A 19,121-nucleotide genomic window follows, 5' to 3' on the forward strand; every position below is an offset into this window, starting at 1 on the left:
GGGGCGCATGTTGATCAACATGCGCCCCTAAGCTTTTCTGGCACTCGGCATTCAAGGCAGTCAGCTAGCTTTAGTAATCCCGCTCGTAGAACACGCCGAGGCTGGAATTCCCGTCCTGTCCGGCGGCGCCCGTGACCTTAAGGTCATTGGTCACGTCGAGGTTGATGGTCACCTTGCTCTGCCCGTTCGCACCGGCCTGCACGCCCAGATAGATGTTATCTTGCAGATAGGCGCCCGCCTGAACCGCAACGTTGCCGTCGTCGTCCGTGACCACGTCAAGGTCGTCAAGGCCCGCCGCACCACGCAAGCTGTCCATCAGCGAGCCATTGCCACCAGCACCCACCAGTTCGGCAGCCGCGCTTGCCAGCTTGGCCAGCTGGATCGGCGACAGCTCGCCCATCGAGCGATTAAAGATCAGCCGGCTCAACACTTCATCCTGCGGCAAGACCGGGGTCGAGGTGAAATCCACCGCGATATCGGATGCACGGCCCGACACCGTCACAAACACCGTGATCCCCTCGCCTTCCGTGCGCGCAACAAGGTTGAGCACCGGATCGAGATCACCCACCAGCGTCACTGTACCGGTATCGAACGTGACGCGTTGACCCAGAATTGCTAGACGACCGCGATTGAGATCGAACCCGCCAACCGGCTGGATATCGCTGAGCGGACCAGTCAGCCGCACCGAGCCACCCATTTCCACGTCGAGGCCACGGCCGCGAATGAAGATCTGGTTTGGCGCATTGACGGTCACATCCAACACCACGCCCGTCGGACGCGACTGCGGAATGGGCGCGCCACTCGCCTTGTCGACCTGCGCCCGCACCAAAGTCTGGGTGACTGCAGCAGGTGTATTGCGATGGCGCACATCCACCATGGTCGCCGCCGCCCCCAGACCATCGGGCACAGTGATATCGGCCTTTTCGACCGTCACCTGACCGGACAACAGGGGATTGCCGGTGAGATTACCCGTCAGCGCCAGATTGCCCGACACCGTCGCCACAAACAAATTGCCATCGGCGTAGCGCGCAGAATTCAGCGCTACCTTAACGTTGGCAGGCAGGCCACCGCTCAGCCCGATCGTCCCGGACGTAGCCACCGAGCCACCCGTCGACAGATTGGCGTTGAGACTATCGATAACGAGGTTCGTGCCATTGAGCGTCGCCGCACCGGCAATGCCCTCGAGCCGCAGATTGAGTTCCGGATCGGTGTAGCCCGAGCCACTGGTCGACACGCGTCCACCAAACTGCGGATTCTCGATGCTGCCGGTTACCTGCGCATTGATCTGCGCCACGCCGCTCAACTGGCCACCACGATCAGCAACAAACTGATTGCCCAGTGCCAGAGGCGCCGAACCGGTCAGGCTGACATTGAGGCCCGAACCGCTGAGCGGCACCGTGCCGGAGCCCTTGACCGTCAACCCGCCATTGCCATTGGCCGAGAGCGAGGCCAGCGTCACCGTATTCTTGCGGAAGCTGCCATTGGCTGCCAGCGACAGCGGCGCAATGCCGAACTCGCTGATTGCCGCTGCATTGATCCCTTCGGCCCGCGCATCAAAGCTCACCTGCGGATCGCTGCTGCTACCAGAGATGGTAGCGCGGCCATTGAGTGTGCCGGCGAGACCGAGATCGGGCGCAATGGCATTGGCAATCGACAGCGGCAACGCGCTGATGTCGAGATTGATGTTGAGCGTGTCGCCAGCCGAGCCCGTCGCGGTGATGCGGCCCGAGCCAACATCAAACCGCACAGAGTCGAGCGCCACATTGGAGCCCGCAACCTGCAGCACCGTCGGCTGTGCAAGCTTTGCCGACAACTGGCCCTGCTGCAGCTGCGCACGGTCCATCGCCAGGCGGTAGCCGCCGTCGATTGGGGTCAGCGAGCCAGCCACATCGAGGTTGGTCCCATTGGTCAAAGTCGCCTGTGCGTCGAACGACGTCGTCGTGCCGCTCTGGTTGGCTTTGGCGGTCAGCGTTTTGACTTCAACCCCAGCGGCAACTACGCCGTTCGCATTGGCGGCGCCATTTATGACGGGCACGCCAAACAGGTCAGATGCAGTCGCGTTGATGTCAGCGGAGGCAACCTTGATGTCATTGACGACAAGCGAGCGAACGTCACCGCGGATGCTAGCAGTCTGTTGACCATTTTGGCCTGCGAGTGACACTTCGGCATTCACCGAACCCTTGGCCTCAACCAGCGCCAAAGCCGCCGCAACCGACACATCGGGCGACACCAGAGACAGGTTACCGTCGATCAGCCCGCTGGCCACCTGACGCACGAGACCACCCATAAGTCGCGTCCCCGCCGCCTGAAAATCCACATTGGACAGTGTCTGAGCCGTCGGATTGACGCCAACATTAGCCGCCAGTGTGGTCCGGAAACCATCCAGCGCCGCAGCGCCGCTGATTGTGCCGTTCAGCTGATCGACATTGTACTGCCCATCGAACCGCACCGACGCATCCCGCAAGGTCCGACCCGACAAAGTGCCCGCCGCAACCTTTGCATCCAGGCCCAAATCGATAACGTTTTCAGCACCCTTAGCCGTACCGACAACCTTGAGCGCACCGCTCGCATCGTCCGACAGAAGCGCCAGATCACTGAGATCCAAATTGAAGGTGAAATCGGCCAGGGCATTGGAATAAGTACCATCCGCCAGGATTTGCAGCTGGTTATTGGCGAGACGGAACTTGTCCGCCGTGAGCCCCGTCTCATCGCGCGCCACCCGACCCGAGAGCGACACCGCGCCAGTCAGCAGACGGTCAGCAACCTCATCATCGATGGACAGGTTCGTACCCGATCCATCCAGCGTCAGGTTGAAACCGCCGCTCAGCGGCATGATATCGCCGCTCGCCTTAAGGCTCAGCGCACCACCGAGGTCACGTCCAGCTACGCCCGAAAAAGGGGCAATGCTGCTGGTCTGGACGGCAATATCGCCATTGAAATCAAGGCCATCAAGAATACCCTTGAGCTCGGCGACAAGGCTTCCACCCGCCACGCGCAGCTGCGCCAACTGCACCGGCTGGCCAGCATTCCACAGCCCTGCAATGCCGATGCCAATGCTGTCGCCCAGCGCCGCCGTGACCTCCGGCGCCGCCGAAATGCCAGACACGGTACCATCGCCGTTGAACGTCACCATGCGCTTGGCAGGGTCATCAATCCCCGATGCCACGCCACCAATGTTGAACGCCACCGAATTTGCTGCAAAGCCCGGCTGCTGGAACCCGTTGACCTTCACATCGGCAGACCAGTTCGTGCCAGACGAACCGCCAAAATTGACCGCGACCTGCGCCGCCTGCACACGCGTCGCGCTACCCGCCACCGGCAAGGTCACCGCCCCGCCCGCAGGGTCGGCGATCACCGCGTTGAGCTGTAGCTGCTTGAGGAAATTGTCAGATGTCGTCTCGGCCGATGCCTCAACCGACAGTTGCCCACCCTTGAGGCGCAGGCCAGAAATCGTCAGACCGCCATCGGCGCGCACCAAAGCATTGGCGGAGAGCGAGGTGTCCGCGCCAAAGAATGGTCGATAAGACTCGGCCAGCAACATCGCCAAAGGACCGCGCAAGTCGGCCGCCACTGCAAAGCCATCGGCCTGCTGCTTGATCGTCGTCACGCCCGACAGAGCCGTCTGCTGGTTAGCCTGCAGCTCCAGATCGGTGCGCAGATCCGCGACCGGACCGCTACCCTTGACGTTAAGCGTCATGGCCGGGCGGTTTTCGATGTTCAGCAGGTTCGCCAGCACGCCGTTTTCCGGCTCCACCAGCGACAGATCGAGATCAATGCTGTTATCGGCTTTCTTGTAATCGAGGCCAAGATCGAGCGTGCCGCCTGGACCGTCCAGACGCACGATATCCAGCTTGGTCTGCAGATTGCCGCCATCGAGCGTGAAGTTACCCGCCAGCGAAATCTCCGAGCCAAGGCCAAAGACATTCTCGCCAAACGTCACCCGAGGAACCGAAAGGTCTTCGAGGATAACTGCCACCGGCAATTCGGGAACCGAGAACCCGCCGGCCTCCGGCGAAGGCAGGTCAACGCTGTCCGTCGGAACGGCATTGCGCAGATAGTCGATGGATTCCGCCTTGAGCGATCGAACTTCCAGGCGTCCGAGGAACAACGCAGCCTGGTTCCAGTTCAGTGTCGCATTGTTCACGCGCAACCAGACGCCCTCGGCATCGGAAATCGTGATCTGCCGCACCGAGACTTCCGAGCCTAGAATACCGTCAATATTGGACAGTCGGATCTGGCGCTCTGGCGTGGATAGGCGATCCTGCACGAAGCTGGTCAGCCAATCCTTCTGTTCCTCATTGTCCATGGACAGGACATCTTGCGCGACGATCACCGCCGGCACGGCGAGGCCAAGACCAACCAGAACAAGAATAAGCGCCACAAGGCGCCGTGGCAGCGTCAGAAATCGAGCCATCAGAATGCCTGCCCTATACCGACATAGATCGCGTAATCAGGATCGCCAGCTTTTTTGTTGAGTGGAATGGCGATGTCTGCGCGGAGGGGACCAAGCCCCGTGTAATAACGAACACCCAGACCCGCGCCGATGCGCAGGTCATCGATGCCGGGGAACGTATCGGCGGCAACATAACCGCCATCGACAAAGCCGACGACGCCAATGTCCTGAGTGACCTTCACGCGCGCTTCAACCGAGCCTTCAAGCAAGTAGCGACCGCCGGTGACGTTGCCAGAGCCATCGTCAACGCCGATGGATTTGAAGCCATAGCCGCGCACCGAGCCACCACCGCCAGCAAAGAACAGCCGATCAGGGGGAATTTCGGCGAGGTCAGGACCCAGCAGCAGCCCCGCCTTGAGGCGCCCCGCAAGCACAACCTGGTCATCATCGCCCATGCCGAAATAGGTGCGCGCTTCGGCCGTCGCCTGCACGCCCGCATTGCCATAGGTAAATTCATAGAACGGGTCGATCGTCGCCGCCAGGTAGAGGCCTTCGGTGGCGTTCACCTTGTCGTCGCGACCATCGTAAATCAGGCCAGAATATAGGCCAGCCGTGGTGAAGTCGCGCGTGCCGAACACGTCATCAAACCGGTTCCGCTCAAAGGTAAAACCGCCTGAGCCGGTCAGCTGGTCGGAAAACACGTGGCTCAGACCAATTTTGGCCTCGGCTGAGGTCTCGGTATAGGTCGGATAGATCGTCCGCTCCGCCGAAACAGCTGCGATGAGATCCGTATCCGGCGTGAAAATGCCGGGCTTGGTGAAGGTGCCACCAAAGAAATAATCGAACTGCTCGGTATCAATCGGCCAGGCAATGCTGGCGACGCGCGCATCAAGACGCAAGCGCTCGGCCTGCCCGAAGAGGTTCCGCCACAGGTGGTAGGCCTCAAGCCCCAGCCCATCGATGGTCGAATAGTTTGCGCCGACGCCAAAACGGCGACCGGGCAATTCCTGTACGATCAACTGGTAGGGCAACAGGCCATCGGCACCGATGGATTCGGCAGCTTCCAGCCGTGCCGCGCGGAACACTTCGAGGCGGTCCAGACGCTTCTGCGCCAGCGCCAATTCGTCCGGATCATATTCCTCGCCAACAGTGAGGCCGGTCTGCTGGCGCACGAAGTCGGGGTTCATATTTTCCGTGCCGCTCACTGTCACGTCGCCAAACGCGGCCTTGCGGCCTGGGCTAACTGTGATGGTGGCATCCACCGTGTTGCTCGCGTGATCGGCAACCACATCGCGGCTGGCGATGCTCGCCTTGGGATAGCCCTGCTGGCGCCACGCCTCGATGGCCAATTGCTCGGCGCGCAGGATCACGCTCGACTTGGCGATTTCACCGCTGCCAAAACCGATCTTCGATGGCGGATCGACATAATCGGCAGGGTCGGAAACCTCGACAGCCTGATTGACAACGGTCACCCGATTGAAACGGAACTCCGGCCCCGGGACCACAGTAATGGTCACGGCGACCGGATCGGGCAATTTCACATCTGACGCCAGATTCGCCGCTTCGGCGCCCCCAACGCGAATGCTCACGGTGCCACCGTAATAGCCTTCGTTGTAAAGGGCCGCGACGATGCGGCGATAATCGCCGCGTGCCTTGGCAAGCAGCCCCGCCGCCCCGGATGCAGGTTCGCCCTGGTCAGCCAGCAAAGCCGAGGCGTTGCGCACTACGTTCTCGATGGCACCGGTGGCGCCAACGGAAAAATCGACAGAATACTTCTGGGGGTCAGTGATGACCGCTTCGGCGTCTTTTTCGCTCTGATCTTCAAAGAGCTTAATGCCGAAAAATTCGAATGCAGCCACAGGTGCCGCTGCAAGGCCCAAACCGACCGCAGCAACGCAAATAGCGCCAATACTCGTTACAAAATGCGCTTTACGCAGTGGACCAATTCCCGCCCGATACGCTTCAACCAAAAAAGGCAGAAGCGTAGATTGCCCTCAAGGAAGAGAAGATTCCGTTAAGCACCTTCTCACCCCAACGCGTCTGACGCCACACGCCTGCCCAACAGGCGTTCAATTCGTGACGAGTTTAGGGCTGCCGAGCAATCTGAACAAGTATCGGGCCGATTTGTCCCAGATTGTGCGCACAATCGTGTCCGATCGGGCACAGACTTTGGGGCGTTGGCGGCTGACTATTCGCGGGCCAATGCCTCCACCGGGTCCATTCTGGCAGCCGAACGGGCCGGCATGAAGCCAAATACCACCCCGATCAGGCTGGCCGAGGCAATGGCCAGCGCAATCGATTCTGGCGAATAGCTGACGCGCGAGCCGGGCATCAGCGTCGTGAGCAGGCTCCCCAGTCCAAAGCTGAGCGCCACGCCAGCGGCGCCGCCGACAAAGCAGACCAGCACAGCTTCGATCAGGAACTGCCGCAGGATATCGCCGCGCCTGGCCCCCACCGCCATGCGGATGCCAATCTCCTTGGTGCGCTCGGAAACACTCACCAGCATGATGTTCATCACACCAATACCGCCGACCACCAGCGAGATCACGGCAATGGTGGAGATCAGCAGCGTCAGCGTCGCTGAGGTCGATTCGATCGTGTCTCGAATGGTGGCCGTGTTCTGCAGGAAGAAATCCTGCTTGCCGTGGAGGCGCGACAGCAATTCGGTGATATCGGCCTCCGCCTGGGCCATGTCATAATTATCGCTGACCCGTACCGAAATTGAGCCCAGATAGTTCTGGCCCAGAATACGATCCATAGCGGTGGTATAGGGCACGTAGACATTGGCGGAATTTCCGCCGGGTCCGAAGCCGGTGACATTCTGCACCACCCCAATCACCCGCACCGGAACCTTGCCCAGCATGATGACTTTGCCGATGGGATCTTCCCCATTGAGAAAGAAGGCATCCCGTGCGGTGCCATCGATGACCGCTTCCTGCGTGCGGTCGGTCACGCTGGTTGCGTTAAAGCCCACACCCTCAGCAAAAACGCGGCCATTCACCTGAAAGAACCCCTGCCCCACGCCGGTGATCGAGGCATTGGACGAGGTGTTCCGATACAGCACCGTCGCCTGCGAGCTCACCTGCGGGGTCACACTGTCCGCAAAGGATTGCGCCGCAAGAGCATCGGCGTCCGAAGGCACCAGCGTCTGGATACGATTGCTCCGCCGGTCGCCAAAGCCCGTGCCCGGATAGACGTTGATCGTGTTGGTGCCGATAGCCGAGATGTTCTCGAGCACCGTCTGCTGGCTGCCCTGCCCCAGCGCAACGACACTCACCACCGAGGCAATGCCGATGATGATGCCGAGCATGGTCAGGAACGTGCGCAGCTTGTGGGCCACCATGGCGCGCAGCGCCATGCGCAGAGCTTCACCGGCTCGGTCAAACCCTTCGCGCCAGCGGGCGATCTTGCGGATGGTCTCCTTGACCTGGCTGGCCCGCGTCTCGGCACCATTGAGCCGATCGGCGATGATCACGCCGTCGGAAATCTCGATCACCCGCTCGGTCTGCGCGGCAATGGCCGGATCATGGGTGACTATGATGATGGTGTGGCCTGCATGATGCAACTCGACCAGCAGCGCCATCAGCTCCTTGCCGCTCTTGCTATCCAGTGCCCCAGTGGGCTCGTCGGCGAGAATGACCTCGCCGCCATTCATCAGGGCCCGGGCCACGCTGACGCGTTGCTGCTGTCCGCCCGACAGCGCGTTCGGCTTATGGGTCAGGCGATCTCCCAGGCCAAGCCGGGTCAGCAGTTCAATCGCCCGTGACCGCCTTGCACCGCCATCGACACCCGCATAAATCGCCGGCATCTCGACATTCTCAACAGCATCGAGGTCGGCAAGAAGCTGATAGCGTTGAAAAATAAAGCCAAAATGCTCGCGGCGCAGTTCGGCCAGCGCGTCAGCGCCGAGCCGGCTGACTTCGGTTCCATCAAACTTGTAGGTGCCAGAGGTGGCCCGGTCGAGGCACCCCAAAATGTTCATCAGTGTGGACTTGCCCGAACCGGACTGGCCGATAATCGCCACCATCTCGCCCTGATGGATATCGAGATCGACATCCTTGAGCACGGTGACGGCCTCTGCGCCGGTCTGGAACGAGCGCGTGAGCCCGCGGAGGGAGATGATGGGATCGCTCATCTCTAGCGCCCGCCAAACAGCGCGCCTGCTCCACCGCCACCACCTGGACGGAAGCCGCCGCCGCCACCACCACCTTGCTGGCCTGTGCGTGCGCCGACGGGTGCGCCGGTGCTGATCACCTCGTCGCCCTCATTGAGGCCAGATTTGACCTCGGCGGTCACATTGTTATTGAGCCCGACTTCGATTTTGTGCGGTGCGGCTTTTTCGGTCGCCGGATCATAAACCATCACTGTCACATTGCCGTCGCGATCCTTGCGCGTCACTAGGGCTGAGGGCAGTGTCAGGGCGTTTTGAACCTCGTCGATGACGATGGTGACCTGCGCCGTCATCGAGATGCGCAGCTTGTGGTCGGGGTTGGGCACATCGAACAAGCCATTGTAATATATGGCGGTATCGGTCGACGCCGTATCCGAGGCGATCGAGGTTGGCGCCGGTTCGATCTCGCGCAGCTTGGCGTCGATCTGCACGTCAGGCTCACCCAGAATGGTGAAATACACCCGCTGGCCCGGCTGCACCCGAACCACGTCGGCTTCGGAGATTTCGGCCTTGATCACCATGGTGTTCAAGTCCGCGATCTTGACGATGGTGGGGATGGATTGGTTGGAGGTCACCGTCTGCCCGGCCTCGACCAGCACCGCGACAATGGTGCCGTCATTGGGGGCGACGATTTTGGTGCGCTCGAGGTTCAGCTCGGCAGATTCGACGGCCAGTTGCGACTGCGCAATCTGAGCATCCAGCTGATCGATCTGCGCCAGCGTGGTGTCGACGGCGGTTTGGGTTGTGTCGAGGTCGGTTTGGGACACGAGGCTGCCGACGCTGAGGCGTTGATTGCGATCGAGCGCTGCCTGTGCCTTAACTAAAGCCGCCTGCTGGCTGCGTTTCTGCGCTTCATTGCCCGCCAGAACGGCCTGTGCCGTCTTGACCGCGTTCTCCTGATTGACGCTGTCGATCTGGGCGATCAGGTCACCCTTTTTGACCTCCTGGCCCAGAACGACGTTGACAGTATCGATGCGGCCGGAGACCTCGGCGCCGACGCTAACCAGCGAATTGGCTTGTAGTGCGCCTGCGGCCAGCACGGATTGTTCGATGTGGCCGCGCGTGACTTTGACCGTGGTCGGCACGGTGGAAGCCTTTGGCGATGCCATGAAATACCACCAGCCTGCGACGCCAGCTGCGCCCAGCACAATCAGCACCGCCAGCCACTTCGCGAAAGTCTTCAAGGCGCAATCCCCAAGGATAGTGTTGATGCAACCTAGTATGCATCTTTGCGCCGTTCACGTTAGCACTTGGTAATCACGTTACCTTTTGGAAAGGTTCGGGCTAGCTGAAATGCTAGCGTAAACGAAGGTCACGGTTGACCTAATCGGCCCAAAAAGACGAACCTAGATTTTCCACCCGCCGACACTCCCAGGACATTGCCATGTACCAGCTGCTCGATCCCAGCCGCTTCGTCGTTTTCATCACCGGAGCCACCTCCGGCTTTGGTGCCGCCGCCGCACGCCGCTATGTCGCCGCTGGCGGCAAGGTGATCGCAACGGGCCGTCGCAAGGAACGCCTGGTTGAGCTCCAGCAGGAACTCGGCGCCGACAACTGCCACATCATCGAACTCGACGTGCGCGACCGCGCCGCAATCGATGCGGCCATCGCCGCCCTGCCCGAGCCCTTCGCCGGCATCAATATTGTGCTGGCCAATGCCGGACTGGCGCTTGGGTTGCAGCCTGCCGCCGAGACCGACATCACCGACTGGGAAACCATGATTGCCACCAACGTCACCGGACTGACCTATACGGTCCGCGCGCTGTTGCCGGGTCTGATCGCGCGGGGTGGTGGCCACATCGTCACCCTCGGCTCGGTGGCTGGCGACTACCCCTATCCCGGCGGCTCGGTCTATGGCGCGACCAAGGCCTTCGTGAAGCAGTTCGCGCTGAACCTGCGCTCGGATGTGCAGGGCAAGAATGTGCGCGTCACCAATATCGAGCCCGGCCTGACCGAAACCGAGTTCTCGCTGGTTCGCTTCAAGGGCGACGAAGGCAAGGCAGCCAAGCCCTATGAAGGGACCACGGCCATGAACGCCGAGGATATCGCAGAGTCCATCTTCTGGACCACAACCCTGCCCGCCCATGTCAACGTCAACCGCCTGCAACTGATGGCGACGACGCAGGCCTTTGGCCCCTTCGATATCTATCGGGGCTAAGAGGTCTTCGACCCAGGCTCGCACCATGTCATTGCCGGTTGGTGCGAGCGCTTCATGGCCGAACCGCTGCTAACCATTTCCAGCTTTGGCAGATGACCTTCTCGCCGCCATGACGCACAGTCAGAGGCTGGGAGGATGCTCATGAAAATTTCCAAGCTGCTCGTACTCGCCTTGGTCGCCGCCATGGGAATTGTCGTGTTCCTGCCCAAGGATACGATGGCCGAAGAGGACCTCCTGGCAGGCATCCGCGCGACCTGTCTCGGCGATGTGCTCGATGACTGCCGCGTCATCAGCGCAGGCTACCTCAACAAGGACGACGGCAGCTTCGACATTGCCTTCCAGACCCAGGGCGGTTCGACCGTGGACGATGGCAGCATCGGCAATATCGAGCTGTACCACTATGACGATGGCGTCTGGGTCAAGCTGGCCGAGGCCCACGAGGCCTATCGCTATTCGGTTCCTGAAATCACCTATGACGGTCTGCTGCATGTCGAAGGCTACAGCAATGGCACGGCAAGCCTGAATGCCGACCTGCTGTTCAACAGCGAGGAAGGCAAGCCAGGTTGGCATCCGGTCGACATCGAAACCTGGCACAACACTATCGACGAAAAGCTGCCGGCAGGTCTGGGGATCTGGAAGGGCGTCAAATACAATTTCAGCGATTGGGAGCACGGCATCAGCGCCAAGACCCCGCTCTGGCAGGACAGCGACGCCAATTGCTGCGCCAGTGGCGGAGAGGCGACAATCGTGTTTGAAATCGTCGATCAGGTGCTGGTGGTAACAAACGTCATTTACACGGCGCCCAAAAAAGCCAATTAAGCCTCGTCATCAGCCATTGCCCCGGTGGAAAGCCGCAAAGCCAAGTTCATTGGCGAGACGGTGCTATCGGGCTATGCTGTTGTCAGACAAATTCCGGGCGCCAAAATGACTTCTCCAATCGACCCTATCACCGCCGACCTTTGGCAGGTCATTGCCGCCACCGACGAAGTCGCTATCGGCGTTGTCGAGACCACGCTGCTGCTCGACCAGCCTATCGCCATCACCCGCGACAAGGACGGCCTACCGGTCGTGTGGCGCCGTACGAGCGAGGCGCGGGGCGACGAGATCGATCCCGAAACCATCTTTGACCGCCTGCCGGTTATCACCGGCTATGGCTATATCTGGACCAGCTTTGGCAACCCGCCAAAGGAACTGTTCCCGATCCCTGAATATGCCGAAGCCGACCGCAAGAACATGAGCTGCGGTTCGATTGGGCTCTACGTATCCGCCCCGCGCGCTGTTGAGAACTTCCTCGACATGGGCCACTTCCCCTATGTCCACACCGACATTCTGGGTGCCGAGCCGCATACCGAGGTCAAGGAATACGACGTCGAAGTCTCCGAAGAACGCGACGAAGTTCTGGCTACCCGTTGCCGTTTCTTTCAGCCTCGCGCAGCCCTTTCGGCGACCGAAGGTCAGGAAGTTGAGTACGTCTATCGCGTGCCGCACCCGTTCTGCTCGGTGCTCTACAAGTCATGCCCCGAGGACGATAGCCGCCGCGACGTGATCGCCATCTTCCTCCAGCCGATGACCGAAGAGCGCTGCCGCGCCCATCTGCTGCAGTCGATGGTGGACTCCACCTCCACCATCACCGATCTGCGCCGGTTCCAGCAGACCATTTTTGGTCAGGACAAGCCGATCCTCGAAAACCAGTACCCCAAGCGCCTACCGCTCGACCCGCGCTCGGAAACCCCGATCCGTGCCGACAAGTCGGCCATCGCCTATCGCCGCTGGCTGAGCCAGAAGGGCATCACCTATGGTGTGATCCCGATGGCGTCGTAGCGATGAGGGCGATCACTTCTTCACCTCTCCCTTGGGGGGAGAGGTCGGCAGCAAAGCTGCCGGGTGAGGGGGCCTTTCCCGGTCGCCCCGCCAAGAAAAGGCCCCCTCACCCCGCCCCTCTCCCCCAAAGGGAGAGGGAGCCAAATCGAGCCCTCCCGTACGCCAGGATGGCTAAAACGACCTCATCCGATCGTGGCGCGATCCTTCTTTTTCTCGGATGACCATCATGCCCCTGAGCCTTTCCGATTCAACCTGGTATCCCATCGCCAGCGCCGAAGACTTGCCCCTGCGCCATGTCTATCAGGGCCAGTTGCTGGGCCGCGAACTGGCCGTGTGGCGCGCCGACGACGGTAATGTGAACGTCTGGGAAAACCGGTGCCTGCATCGCGGCGTGCGCCTGTCGATCGGCATCAATGAAGGCGGTGAGCTGAAGTGCCAGTATCACGGCTGGCGGTATGCCAACCGCTCGGCAGGCTGCACCTATATCCCCGCCCACCCGGCCGACGCGCCATCGCGCCGCATCGAGAACAAGACTTATCCGGTCCGAGAGGCCTATGGACTGATCTGGTCGGCGGCAAATTCCGACCTGCCTTTTGCCCCCTTCCCCGGCGCTGAATCCGGCGACTGGTTCGCGCTGCGCCCCATGCCCGTCAATGCCGAGCCCGCCGACGTGCTCACCGCTCTTGCCGGTCTTGCGCCCGACGATCAGCCAGCCGATGTACTGCCCGGCATGGGTCTGCGCCTTGGCGAGGTAACGTATTTCGTCCAGCCGGTTGACGCCAACCGCTCGGTGATCCGGGGGCTCTTGGCCAAGCGCCCCGAAAATGAGGCAGCGGCTCTGCGCGCCCACAACGAGACGCTGACCCGCCTGCGCGATCGCCTTGAGCGCGCCGCCGCTCGCAAGCCGGCGCCTGCTGCGCTGCAGCCCACCTTTGACAAGGTCTCGGTGGAGCTTTCCACCATGCCCGATATCGTCATTCCGCGCGGCAACACCATGCCCGTCGTGGTCAAGCGCAAGTGGCAGACCGCCGATGGCGTTGTGGGCTTTGAGCTGGCAGCCCGCGACGGCCACCTGCCGACCTTCCAGCCGGGCGCGCATATCGACGTGCATCTGCCCAATGGCCTGATCCGCCAATATTCCATCACCAATGGCCCAGGCGAGCTGATGAGCTATGTCATCGGCGTCAAGCAGGAGAGCGCCAGCAAGGGCGGCTCCAAGGTGCTGGTGGACACCGTGCGCGAAGGCGACGTGCTGGCCATTTCCGAGCCGCGCAACAACTTCCCGCTGCGCCGCGACGCCACCCGCACCGTGTTGATCGCCGGCGGCATCGGCATCACACCGCTCCTCTCGATGGCCCGCTTCCTCGACAAGTCCGCCCTGCCCTACGAGCTGCACTACTTCACCCGCGCAGGCGAGCAGGTGGCGTTCCGCGACGAGCTGGGGGCGCTACACGGCAAGGTGTTCATCCATACGGGCGTGCCGCGTTCAGAGATCGCCACGTCCATTGCCACTACGCTTGGCGACTGGAGCCGCGCGCAGCACGTTTATGTCTGCGGCCCCTCGGCCATGCTCGAAACCGTCCGCGTCACCGCTGCCGCACAGGGCTGGCCCGATGAGGCGATCCACTTCGAGTATTTCAAGAACGACAAGGTCATCGACGACTCCACCGCCTTCGATATCGAGCTGGCGCGTTCGGCGATGACGCTGCATGTCCCCTCGGGCAAGACCATTCTCGAAGTGATGCGGGATGCGGGCCTGACGGTGCCCAGCTCGTGTGAGCAAGGCGCCTGCGGCACCTGCCTCACCGGCGTCATGGAGGGCGAGGTGGACCATCAGGACGTCTATCTCAACGACAGCGAGAAGCAGTCCAATACCTGCATGATGACCTGCGTAAGCCGCGCGAAATCCGCGCGATTGGTTTTGGATATCTAGGCATTCAGTAGACCTCATCCTGAGCCTGTCGAAGGACGAGGTCGTGGCGAGATCGGGTTAACCGACCTCGTGGTTCGACAAGCTCACCATGAGGTCTCATGGGCAGTGCGAGTACACAAATGACGATTACCCTTTACGACTTCGAACTGTCCGGAAATTGCTACAAGCTGCGGCTGCTGATGAGCATTCTCAAGCTGCGCTATGACATCATCCCGGTGGACTTCTATCCCGGGCGTCAGCACAAGGCCGACTGGTTCCTGCGGCTCAATCCGTTCGGCCAGCTACCGGTGATCAAGGATGACGAGCTGGTGCTGTCCGATTCCGGCGCCATTCTCGCCTATCTCGCCAAGAAGTATGACGAGACCGGCCTCTGGTTCCCCGATGATCCGGCGATCACGGCCGAAGTGCTGCGCTGGCACGCCATTGCCGACGACATCACCGCGACCTCATCGTCGGCGCGGCTGGTGCTTGGCATGTTCTATGAGTTCGATCTGGAAAAGGCCCAGCAGGGCGCGCACCGCATTTTCCGCCTGATGGACGAACATCTGTGGTTTGGCGAACGCGAAGGCCGCGACTGGCTGTGCTCGCCCGACCATCCGACCACAGCCGATATCGCCTGCTTCCCCTATGTGATGCTGAGCGAAGAGGGCGGCATTTCGCGCCAGGATTATCCGGCGCTGCGCCGCTGGACCGACCGCGTCCGTCGCATCCCGGGCTTTGTCGTCATGTCGGGCATTTTCCCGGCTGGCCGCGCCGCGTCGTAAGTAATCTTCCAGGCCTGGGGGCGTTCACAGATGCCCCCAAGACCTCATGGTGAGCCTGTCGAACCACGAGGTCGAGGGAGTGGAGGCCTGGGTGCCACGCCCTCGTCCTTCGACAAGCTCAGGATGAGGTCTGTTGCCAATCCAGTCCTAACTCCACCCCGCGCAGAAGCTACCCCGGCTTCACCTTCCCCGAAACCTTGGTCACCAGCAACTGATTGAGCCGCATGCGGTCGGCGTCGACCACCTCGAACACGTAACCGGCTGCCTCGACCTTGTCGCCCTTGCGGGCGGCGCGCCGTAGGCGATGCACGATAAAGCCGCCAATGGTTTCATAGGCCGCTTCCGGCGCCAGATTGCGGATATTGAGCGCACGGCTCACATCCACAAACGGCGCCATGCCATCGACCAGCCAGCTTTGATCGTCGCGCTTGAGAATGGCCTGTTCCTCGAAGGGATTGGCCAGCCCCTGCATCAGCGCGCCCATCAGATCTTTGAAGGTCACGACGCCCACGACCAGCGCATATTCGCTGACCACCAGCGCAAAGCCGGTGCTCTGGGCCTGAAACTCGGCCAGCACCTCCCAGACATTGAGCGTATCGGGCACTGACAGCACATCGCGCCGGGCCTTGGCGAAGTCGACTTCCTGATGTCGATCGATCGCCGTCGCCAACACGTCCTCCGCGCGCACGCAGCCAATGGCCGCGTCGATGCCGCCATCACAGATCGGGTAATGCGAGAAAGGGCGCTTGCGCACCTTGTCCTGCTGCACTTCCGGCGGATCGCTGATGTCGAGATAGACGATATCGTCGCGAATGGTCATCACCGAGGTGACGCTGCGCAATTCCAGCGCCAGCACGTTTTCGATCAGGCGATGCTCGTTCTTCATCAGCACGCCCGAAGCCGCGCCACCGGCCAGGATCATGCGGAAATCCTCAGCTGTCACTGCATCAGGCGGCACGGTGGGTTCGAGCTTGAACCAGCCAATGATCCCGTCCGACAGACGGCTGAAGAACCACACCAGAGGTTTGAGCAGTTTGACTGCGATCTCGGGAAACCACACCACGCTCAATGCCACATCTTCGGGCACCATCATGGCGATGCGCTTGGGCGTGAGATCGGCAAACAGCACGAAGAGGCCCGTGACCAGGACGAAGGCGAAGACCGAGCCAATCGGCAGCGCCAGATCGTTCGATACACCCGCCAGATGCAGCCACGAGGCAAACACCGGCCCCAGCGTATCCTGCCCGAGCGTACCAGCGAGGATCGAGACGGCGTTGGTGGCGATCTGCAGCGCGGTGATCACATTGCCCGCATCGGCCCGCAACGCGACGAAGCGCTTGGCCTTGCTATTGCCCGCCTCGGCCAGCGAGCGGATTCGTACTTCCCGCGCGGCGGCGAAGGCAATTTCGGAGAGTGAGATAACGACGCTGACCGCGATCAGGGTCAGGATCAGCAATATGCCGACAAAGGTATTCATGATGTGCCGCGCAGAGCTATGGCTGGAGCGCGTTCTCTAGCACAGGCTTAGCGACAATGAGAAATCGACTGGTTAATCGGGGGCGTAGCTGTGTTCGATCCCCTGCCAATCGCGCACCGTAAAGCAGCCGTCCCCGCCCGTGATGGTGCTCGCCCCGATATCGGCCTTGCCGTGCCCGCCGGGAATATCGAGGATATAGGTCGGCTGAGCCAGCCCCGAAATCCGTCCGCGCAGCGCGCGCACCAGCGCCTGCCCCTCGGCAATGCTCATGCGGAAATGGCTGGTGCCGGGCGCAAGGTCGGGATGGTGTAGGTAGTAGGGCTTGATGCGGTTTTCGACGAAGGTCTTCATCAAGCTGGCCAGCGTCTCGACATCGTCGTTGACGCCCTTGAGCAGCACCGACTGACTGACCAGCACCACGCCGCCATCCACCAGCCGCGCTACGGCGGCGCGGGCACTGTCGGAAAACTCGCGCGGATGATTGGCATGCACGGCGAGATAGGTCGTTTTGCCGCTCGCCTTGAGCGCCTCGATCATCGCCGCGTCGACGCGGTCCGGCTCCACCACCGGCACGCGGGTGTGGAAGCGAACGATCATGACGTGAGCGATATCGGCCAGCCGCACCATGATCTCGCGCAGACGGCGCGGAGACAGCACCAGCGGATCGCCACCGGTGAGGATCACTTCCCAGATTTCGCTATGCGCGGCGATATAAGCAATGGCCGCGTCGAGCTCGCTTGGCGTGAGCGTGCCCAGCCCCTGCGGCCCCACCATTTCGCGGCGGAAGCAGAAGCGGCAATAAACCGGGCAGACATGCACGGCCTTGAGCAGCACGCGATCCGGGTAACGATGCACGATCCCCTCGACCGGTGAATGGGCGAGATCGCCAATCGGATCGACGCGTTCGTCGGCCGTTGTCTTGAGCTCGGCTGTTGTCGGCACGAACTGGCGGGCGATGGGATCGGTGGGATCATCGCGGTCGATCAGTGCGGAGATCGCGGGGGTGATACCGATGGCGTATTTCGCGGCAACGGCGTCGAGGCCCGCCGCATCCGCAACCAGCCCGGCGGCAACCAGCGCTTTTGTGGTCTTGATGTGCACTATGCCACCCACCCACTGATCGTCACCCTCGGGCTCGACCCGAGGGTTTTGTGCTGGTGCTCGGCGCGGCAAGTGTAGCGCCCTCGGGTCAAGCCCGAGGGTGACGACTGGCAAATCTTGGGCTGAAAAGTCATTCCGCCACCGGGGCCCAGAGCACGGCGTCGATTTTGGGGGCGCCGGTGGCCAGCATGACGAGGCGGTCAAAGCCGAGGGCGACGCCGCTGGCTTCGGGCATGAGGTTGAGGGCGGCGAGGAAATCTTCGTCGAGCGGGTAGTGCTCGCCGTAGATGCGCTGCTTCTCGGCCATTTCGGCGGTGAAGCGACGGCGCTGTTCTTCCGGGTCGGTCAGCTCGCCAAAGCCATTGGCCAGTTCAACGCCGCAGGCATAAAGCTCGAAGCGCTCGCTGACGCGGCGATCATCGGCGGCGCGGCGCGCCAACGCGGCTTCTGCGGCTGGGTAACGATCCAGCACGGTCACGCGACCCGTGCCCAGATTAGGTTCGACCTTTTCCACCAGAATGCGGCTGAAGAGATAGCTCCAGCTTCGGTCTTCCGGCACATCGAGGCCCTGCGCGGCCATCAGCGCGGCCAGCTTTTCGCCATCGGTGGCGCCGTCGGCGTCCATGCTGGCAAAGAGATCGATGCCGGCATAGCGCATAAAGGCATCGGCTACACTCAGTCGCTCGGCCTCGGCGAACGGGTCCGCTTCCCGGTCACGAAACCGCAGCACTTTGGCGCCTGTGGTCTCAGCAGCGAGCCTCAATATGGCGAGGCAATCGGCGATGATCGCGTCATAGGGTTCACCCGCGCGATACCATTCGAGCATGGTGAACTCGGGATGGTGCAGCGCGCTACGCTCGCGATTGCGCCAGACGTGGCCAAGGCTGGCGATGCGCTGCTCGCCAGCGGCCAGCAGCTTTTTCATGGTGAACTCGGGCGAGGTGTGCAGATACATCGCCTGCCCCAGCCCGTCATTGCCGATCATGGTCGAGCCAAAAGCGTGAAGATGGGTCTCGTTGCCGGGCGAGCGTTGCAACCCCGGCGGATCGACCAGCACGAAATCTTCGTCAGCCAGATATAGCCGCAACCGCGCCTCGATCCGGTTGCGCGCCAACAGAATGGGGCGCCGGTCTTCGTGCACAGACGGTGTCCACCACGGGGACGCTGGGATATCCTGCTTGCTCATGTGACCTTTATGACGGCCGGGCTGGCGATTTTCGCCAAGATAGGGTAGTTGGCGCACGAAAGCCTATTTCGCGCGCGAGACGGCCCTGCCTCTACGACGCGCCCATCGATCGAACAA

12 protein-coding genes are annotated in these 19,121 nt (G+C 61.6%); 5 read left to right on the forward strand and 7 right to left on the reverse strand.

Going from position 1 to position 19,121, the window contains the following annotated elements; genetic code table 11:
* Nucleotides 1–70 precede the first annotated feature (70 nt).
* The 4 genes from WH87_RS01400 to WH87_RS01415 form a co-directional block, all read right to left on the reverse strand.
* Nucleotides 71–4,414 (reverse strand): translocation/assembly module TamB domain-containing protein, encoded by a 4,344-nt coding sequence (locus tag WH87_RS01400; protein WP_052726680.1) that lies wholly within the window; start codon nucleotides 4,412–4,414, stop codon nucleotides 71–73.
* Nucleotides 4,414–6,252 carry an autotransporter assembly complex protein TamA gene (locus WH87_RS01405; protein ID WP_245622284.1) on the reverse strand — a complete coding sequence of 613 codons (1,839 nt, stop codon included), beginning with the start codon at nucleotides 6,250–6,252 and terminating at the stop codon, nucleotides 4,414–4,416. The genes WH87_RS01400 and WH87_RS01405 overlap by 1 nt, the downstream gene beginning before the upstream one ends.
* A gap of 329 nt (nucleotides 6,253–6,581) precedes the next feature.
* A complete protein-coding gene (locus WH87_RS01410; RefSeq protein ID WP_046140899.1) occupies nucleotides 6,582–8,528 on the reverse strand; it encodes a MacB family efflux pump subunit in 1,947 nt (648 codons plus the stop codon).
* A gap of 2 nt (nucleotides 8,529–8,530) precedes the next feature.
* Entirely contained in the window at nucleotides 8,531–9,748 is a 1,218-nt protein-coding gene (locus tag WH87_RS01415; RefSeq protein WP_046140898.1) for an efflux RND transporter periplasmic adaptor subunit, read from the reverse strand.
* Nucleotides 9,749–9,948: 200 nt separating this feature from the next.
* Here WH87_RS01415 and WH87_RS01420 point away from each other — a divergent pair, with 200 nt between their 5' ends.
* The 5 genes from WH87_RS01420 (at nucleotide 9,949) to WH87_RS01440 (ending at nucleotide 15,240) form a co-directional block, all read left to right on the forward strand.
* On the forward strand, nucleotides 9,949–10,722 hold the full coding sequence (locus tag WH87_RS01420) for an SDR family NAD(P)-dependent oxidoreductase (protein ID WP_046140897.1): 774 nt from the start codon (nucleotides 9,949–9,951) through the stop codon (nucleotides 10,720–10,722).
* 141 nt (nucleotides 10,723–10,863) lie between these two features.
* Complete coding sequence (locus WH87_RS01425; RefSeq protein ID WP_156167887.1) at nucleotides 10,864–11,541, forward strand: hypothetical protein; 678 nt, start codon at nucleotides 10,864–10,866, stop codon at nucleotides 11,539–11,541.
* Nucleotides 11,542–11,646: 105 nt separating this feature from the next.
* The gene (locus tag WH87_RS01430; protein WP_046140951.1) at nucleotides 11,647–12,543 is read left to right on the forward strand and encodes an aromatic ring-hydroxylating dioxygenase subunit alpha; all 897 of its coding nucleotides are present in this window, start codon (nucleotides 11,647–11,649) and stop codon (nucleotides 12,541–12,543) included.
* A 226-nt stretch (nucleotides 12,544–12,769) separates the two neighbouring features.
* A complete protein-coding gene (locus WH87_RS01435) occupies nucleotides 12,770–14,476 on the forward strand; it encodes a Rieske 2Fe-2S domain-containing protein (protein WP_046140189.1) in 1,707 nt (568 codons plus the stop codon).
* Nucleotides 14,477–14,595: 119 nt separating this feature from the next.
* The gene (locus WH87_RS01440) at nucleotides 14,596–15,240 is read left to right on the forward strand and encodes a glutathione S-transferase family protein (protein ID WP_046140135.1); all 645 of its coding nucleotides are present in this window, start codon (nucleotides 14,596–14,598) and stop codon (nucleotides 15,238–15,240) included.
* Nucleotides 15,241–15,409: 169 nt separating this feature from the next.
* Here the strand turns inward: WH87_RS01440 and WH87_RS01445 are convergent, their stop codons facing one another.
* From WH87_RS01445 to epmA, 3 genes are all read right to left on the reverse strand, one after another.
* Nucleotides 15,410–16,717 carry a hemolysin family protein gene (locus WH87_RS01445; protein ID WP_046140134.1) on the reverse strand — a complete coding sequence of 436 codons (1,308 nt, stop codon included), beginning with the start codon at nucleotides 16,715–16,717 and terminating at the stop codon, nucleotides 15,410–15,412.
* 72 nt (nucleotides 16,718–16,789) lie between these two features.
* Nucleotides 16,790–17,818 carry a lysine-2,3-aminomutase-like protein gene (locus WH87_RS01450; RefSeq protein ID WP_281175154.1) on the reverse strand — a complete coding sequence of 343 codons (1,029 nt, stop codon included), beginning with the start codon at nucleotides 17,816–17,818 and terminating at the stop codon, nucleotides 16,790–16,792.
* 130 nt (nucleotides 17,819–17,948) lie between these two features.
* Complete coding sequence (gene epmA, locus WH87_RS01455) at nucleotides 17,949–19,004, reverse strand: EF-P lysine aminoacylase EpmA (protein WP_407060018.1); 1,056 nt, start codon at nucleotides 19,002–19,004, stop codon at nucleotides 17,949–17,951.
* Nucleotides 19,005–19,121: the final 117 nt, after the last annotated feature.

The organism is Devosia epidermidihirudinis (genome assembly GCF_000971295.1).
Classification (GTDB): domain Bacteria; phylum Pseudomonadota; class Alphaproteobacteria; order Rhizobiales; family Devosiaceae; genus Devosia; species Devosia epidermidihirudinis.

Coding starts and splice junctions, on each gene's coding strand:
- WH87_RS01400 (WP_052726680.1), bottom strand. CDS start 4,414: ATGGCTCGATTTCTGACGCTGCCACGGCGCCTTGTGGCGCTTATTCTT.
- WH87_RS01410 (WP_046140899.1), bottom strand. CDS start 8,528: ATGAGCGATCCCATCATCTCCCTCCGCGGGCTCACGCGCTCGTTCCAG.
- WH87_RS01420 (WP_046140897.1), top strand. CDS start 9,949: ATGTACCAGCTGCTCGATCCCAGCCGCTTCGTCGTTTTCATCACCGGA.
- WH87_RS01425 (WP_156167887.1), top strand. CDS start 10,864: ATGAAAATTTCCAAGCTGCTCGTACTCGCCTTGGTCGCCGCCATGGGA.
- WH87_RS01430 (WP_046140951.1), top strand. CDS start 11,647: ATGACTTCTCCAATCGACCCTATCACCGCCGACCTTTGGCAGGTCATT.
- WH87_RS01435 (WP_046140189.1), top strand. CDS start 12,770: ATGCCCCTGAGCCTTTCCGATTCAACCTGGTATCCCATCGCCAGCGCC.
- WH87_RS01440 (WP_046140135.1), top strand. CDS start 14,596: ATGACGATTACCCTTTACGACTTCGAACTGTCCGGAAATTGCTACAAG.
- WH87_RS01445 (WP_046140134.1), bottom strand. CDS start 16,717: ATGAATACCTTTGTCGGCATATTGCTGATCCTGACCCTGATCGCGGTC.
- epmA (WP_407060018.1), bottom strand. CDS start 19,004: ATGAGCAAGCAGGATATCCCAGCGTCCCCGTGGTGGACACCGTCTGTG.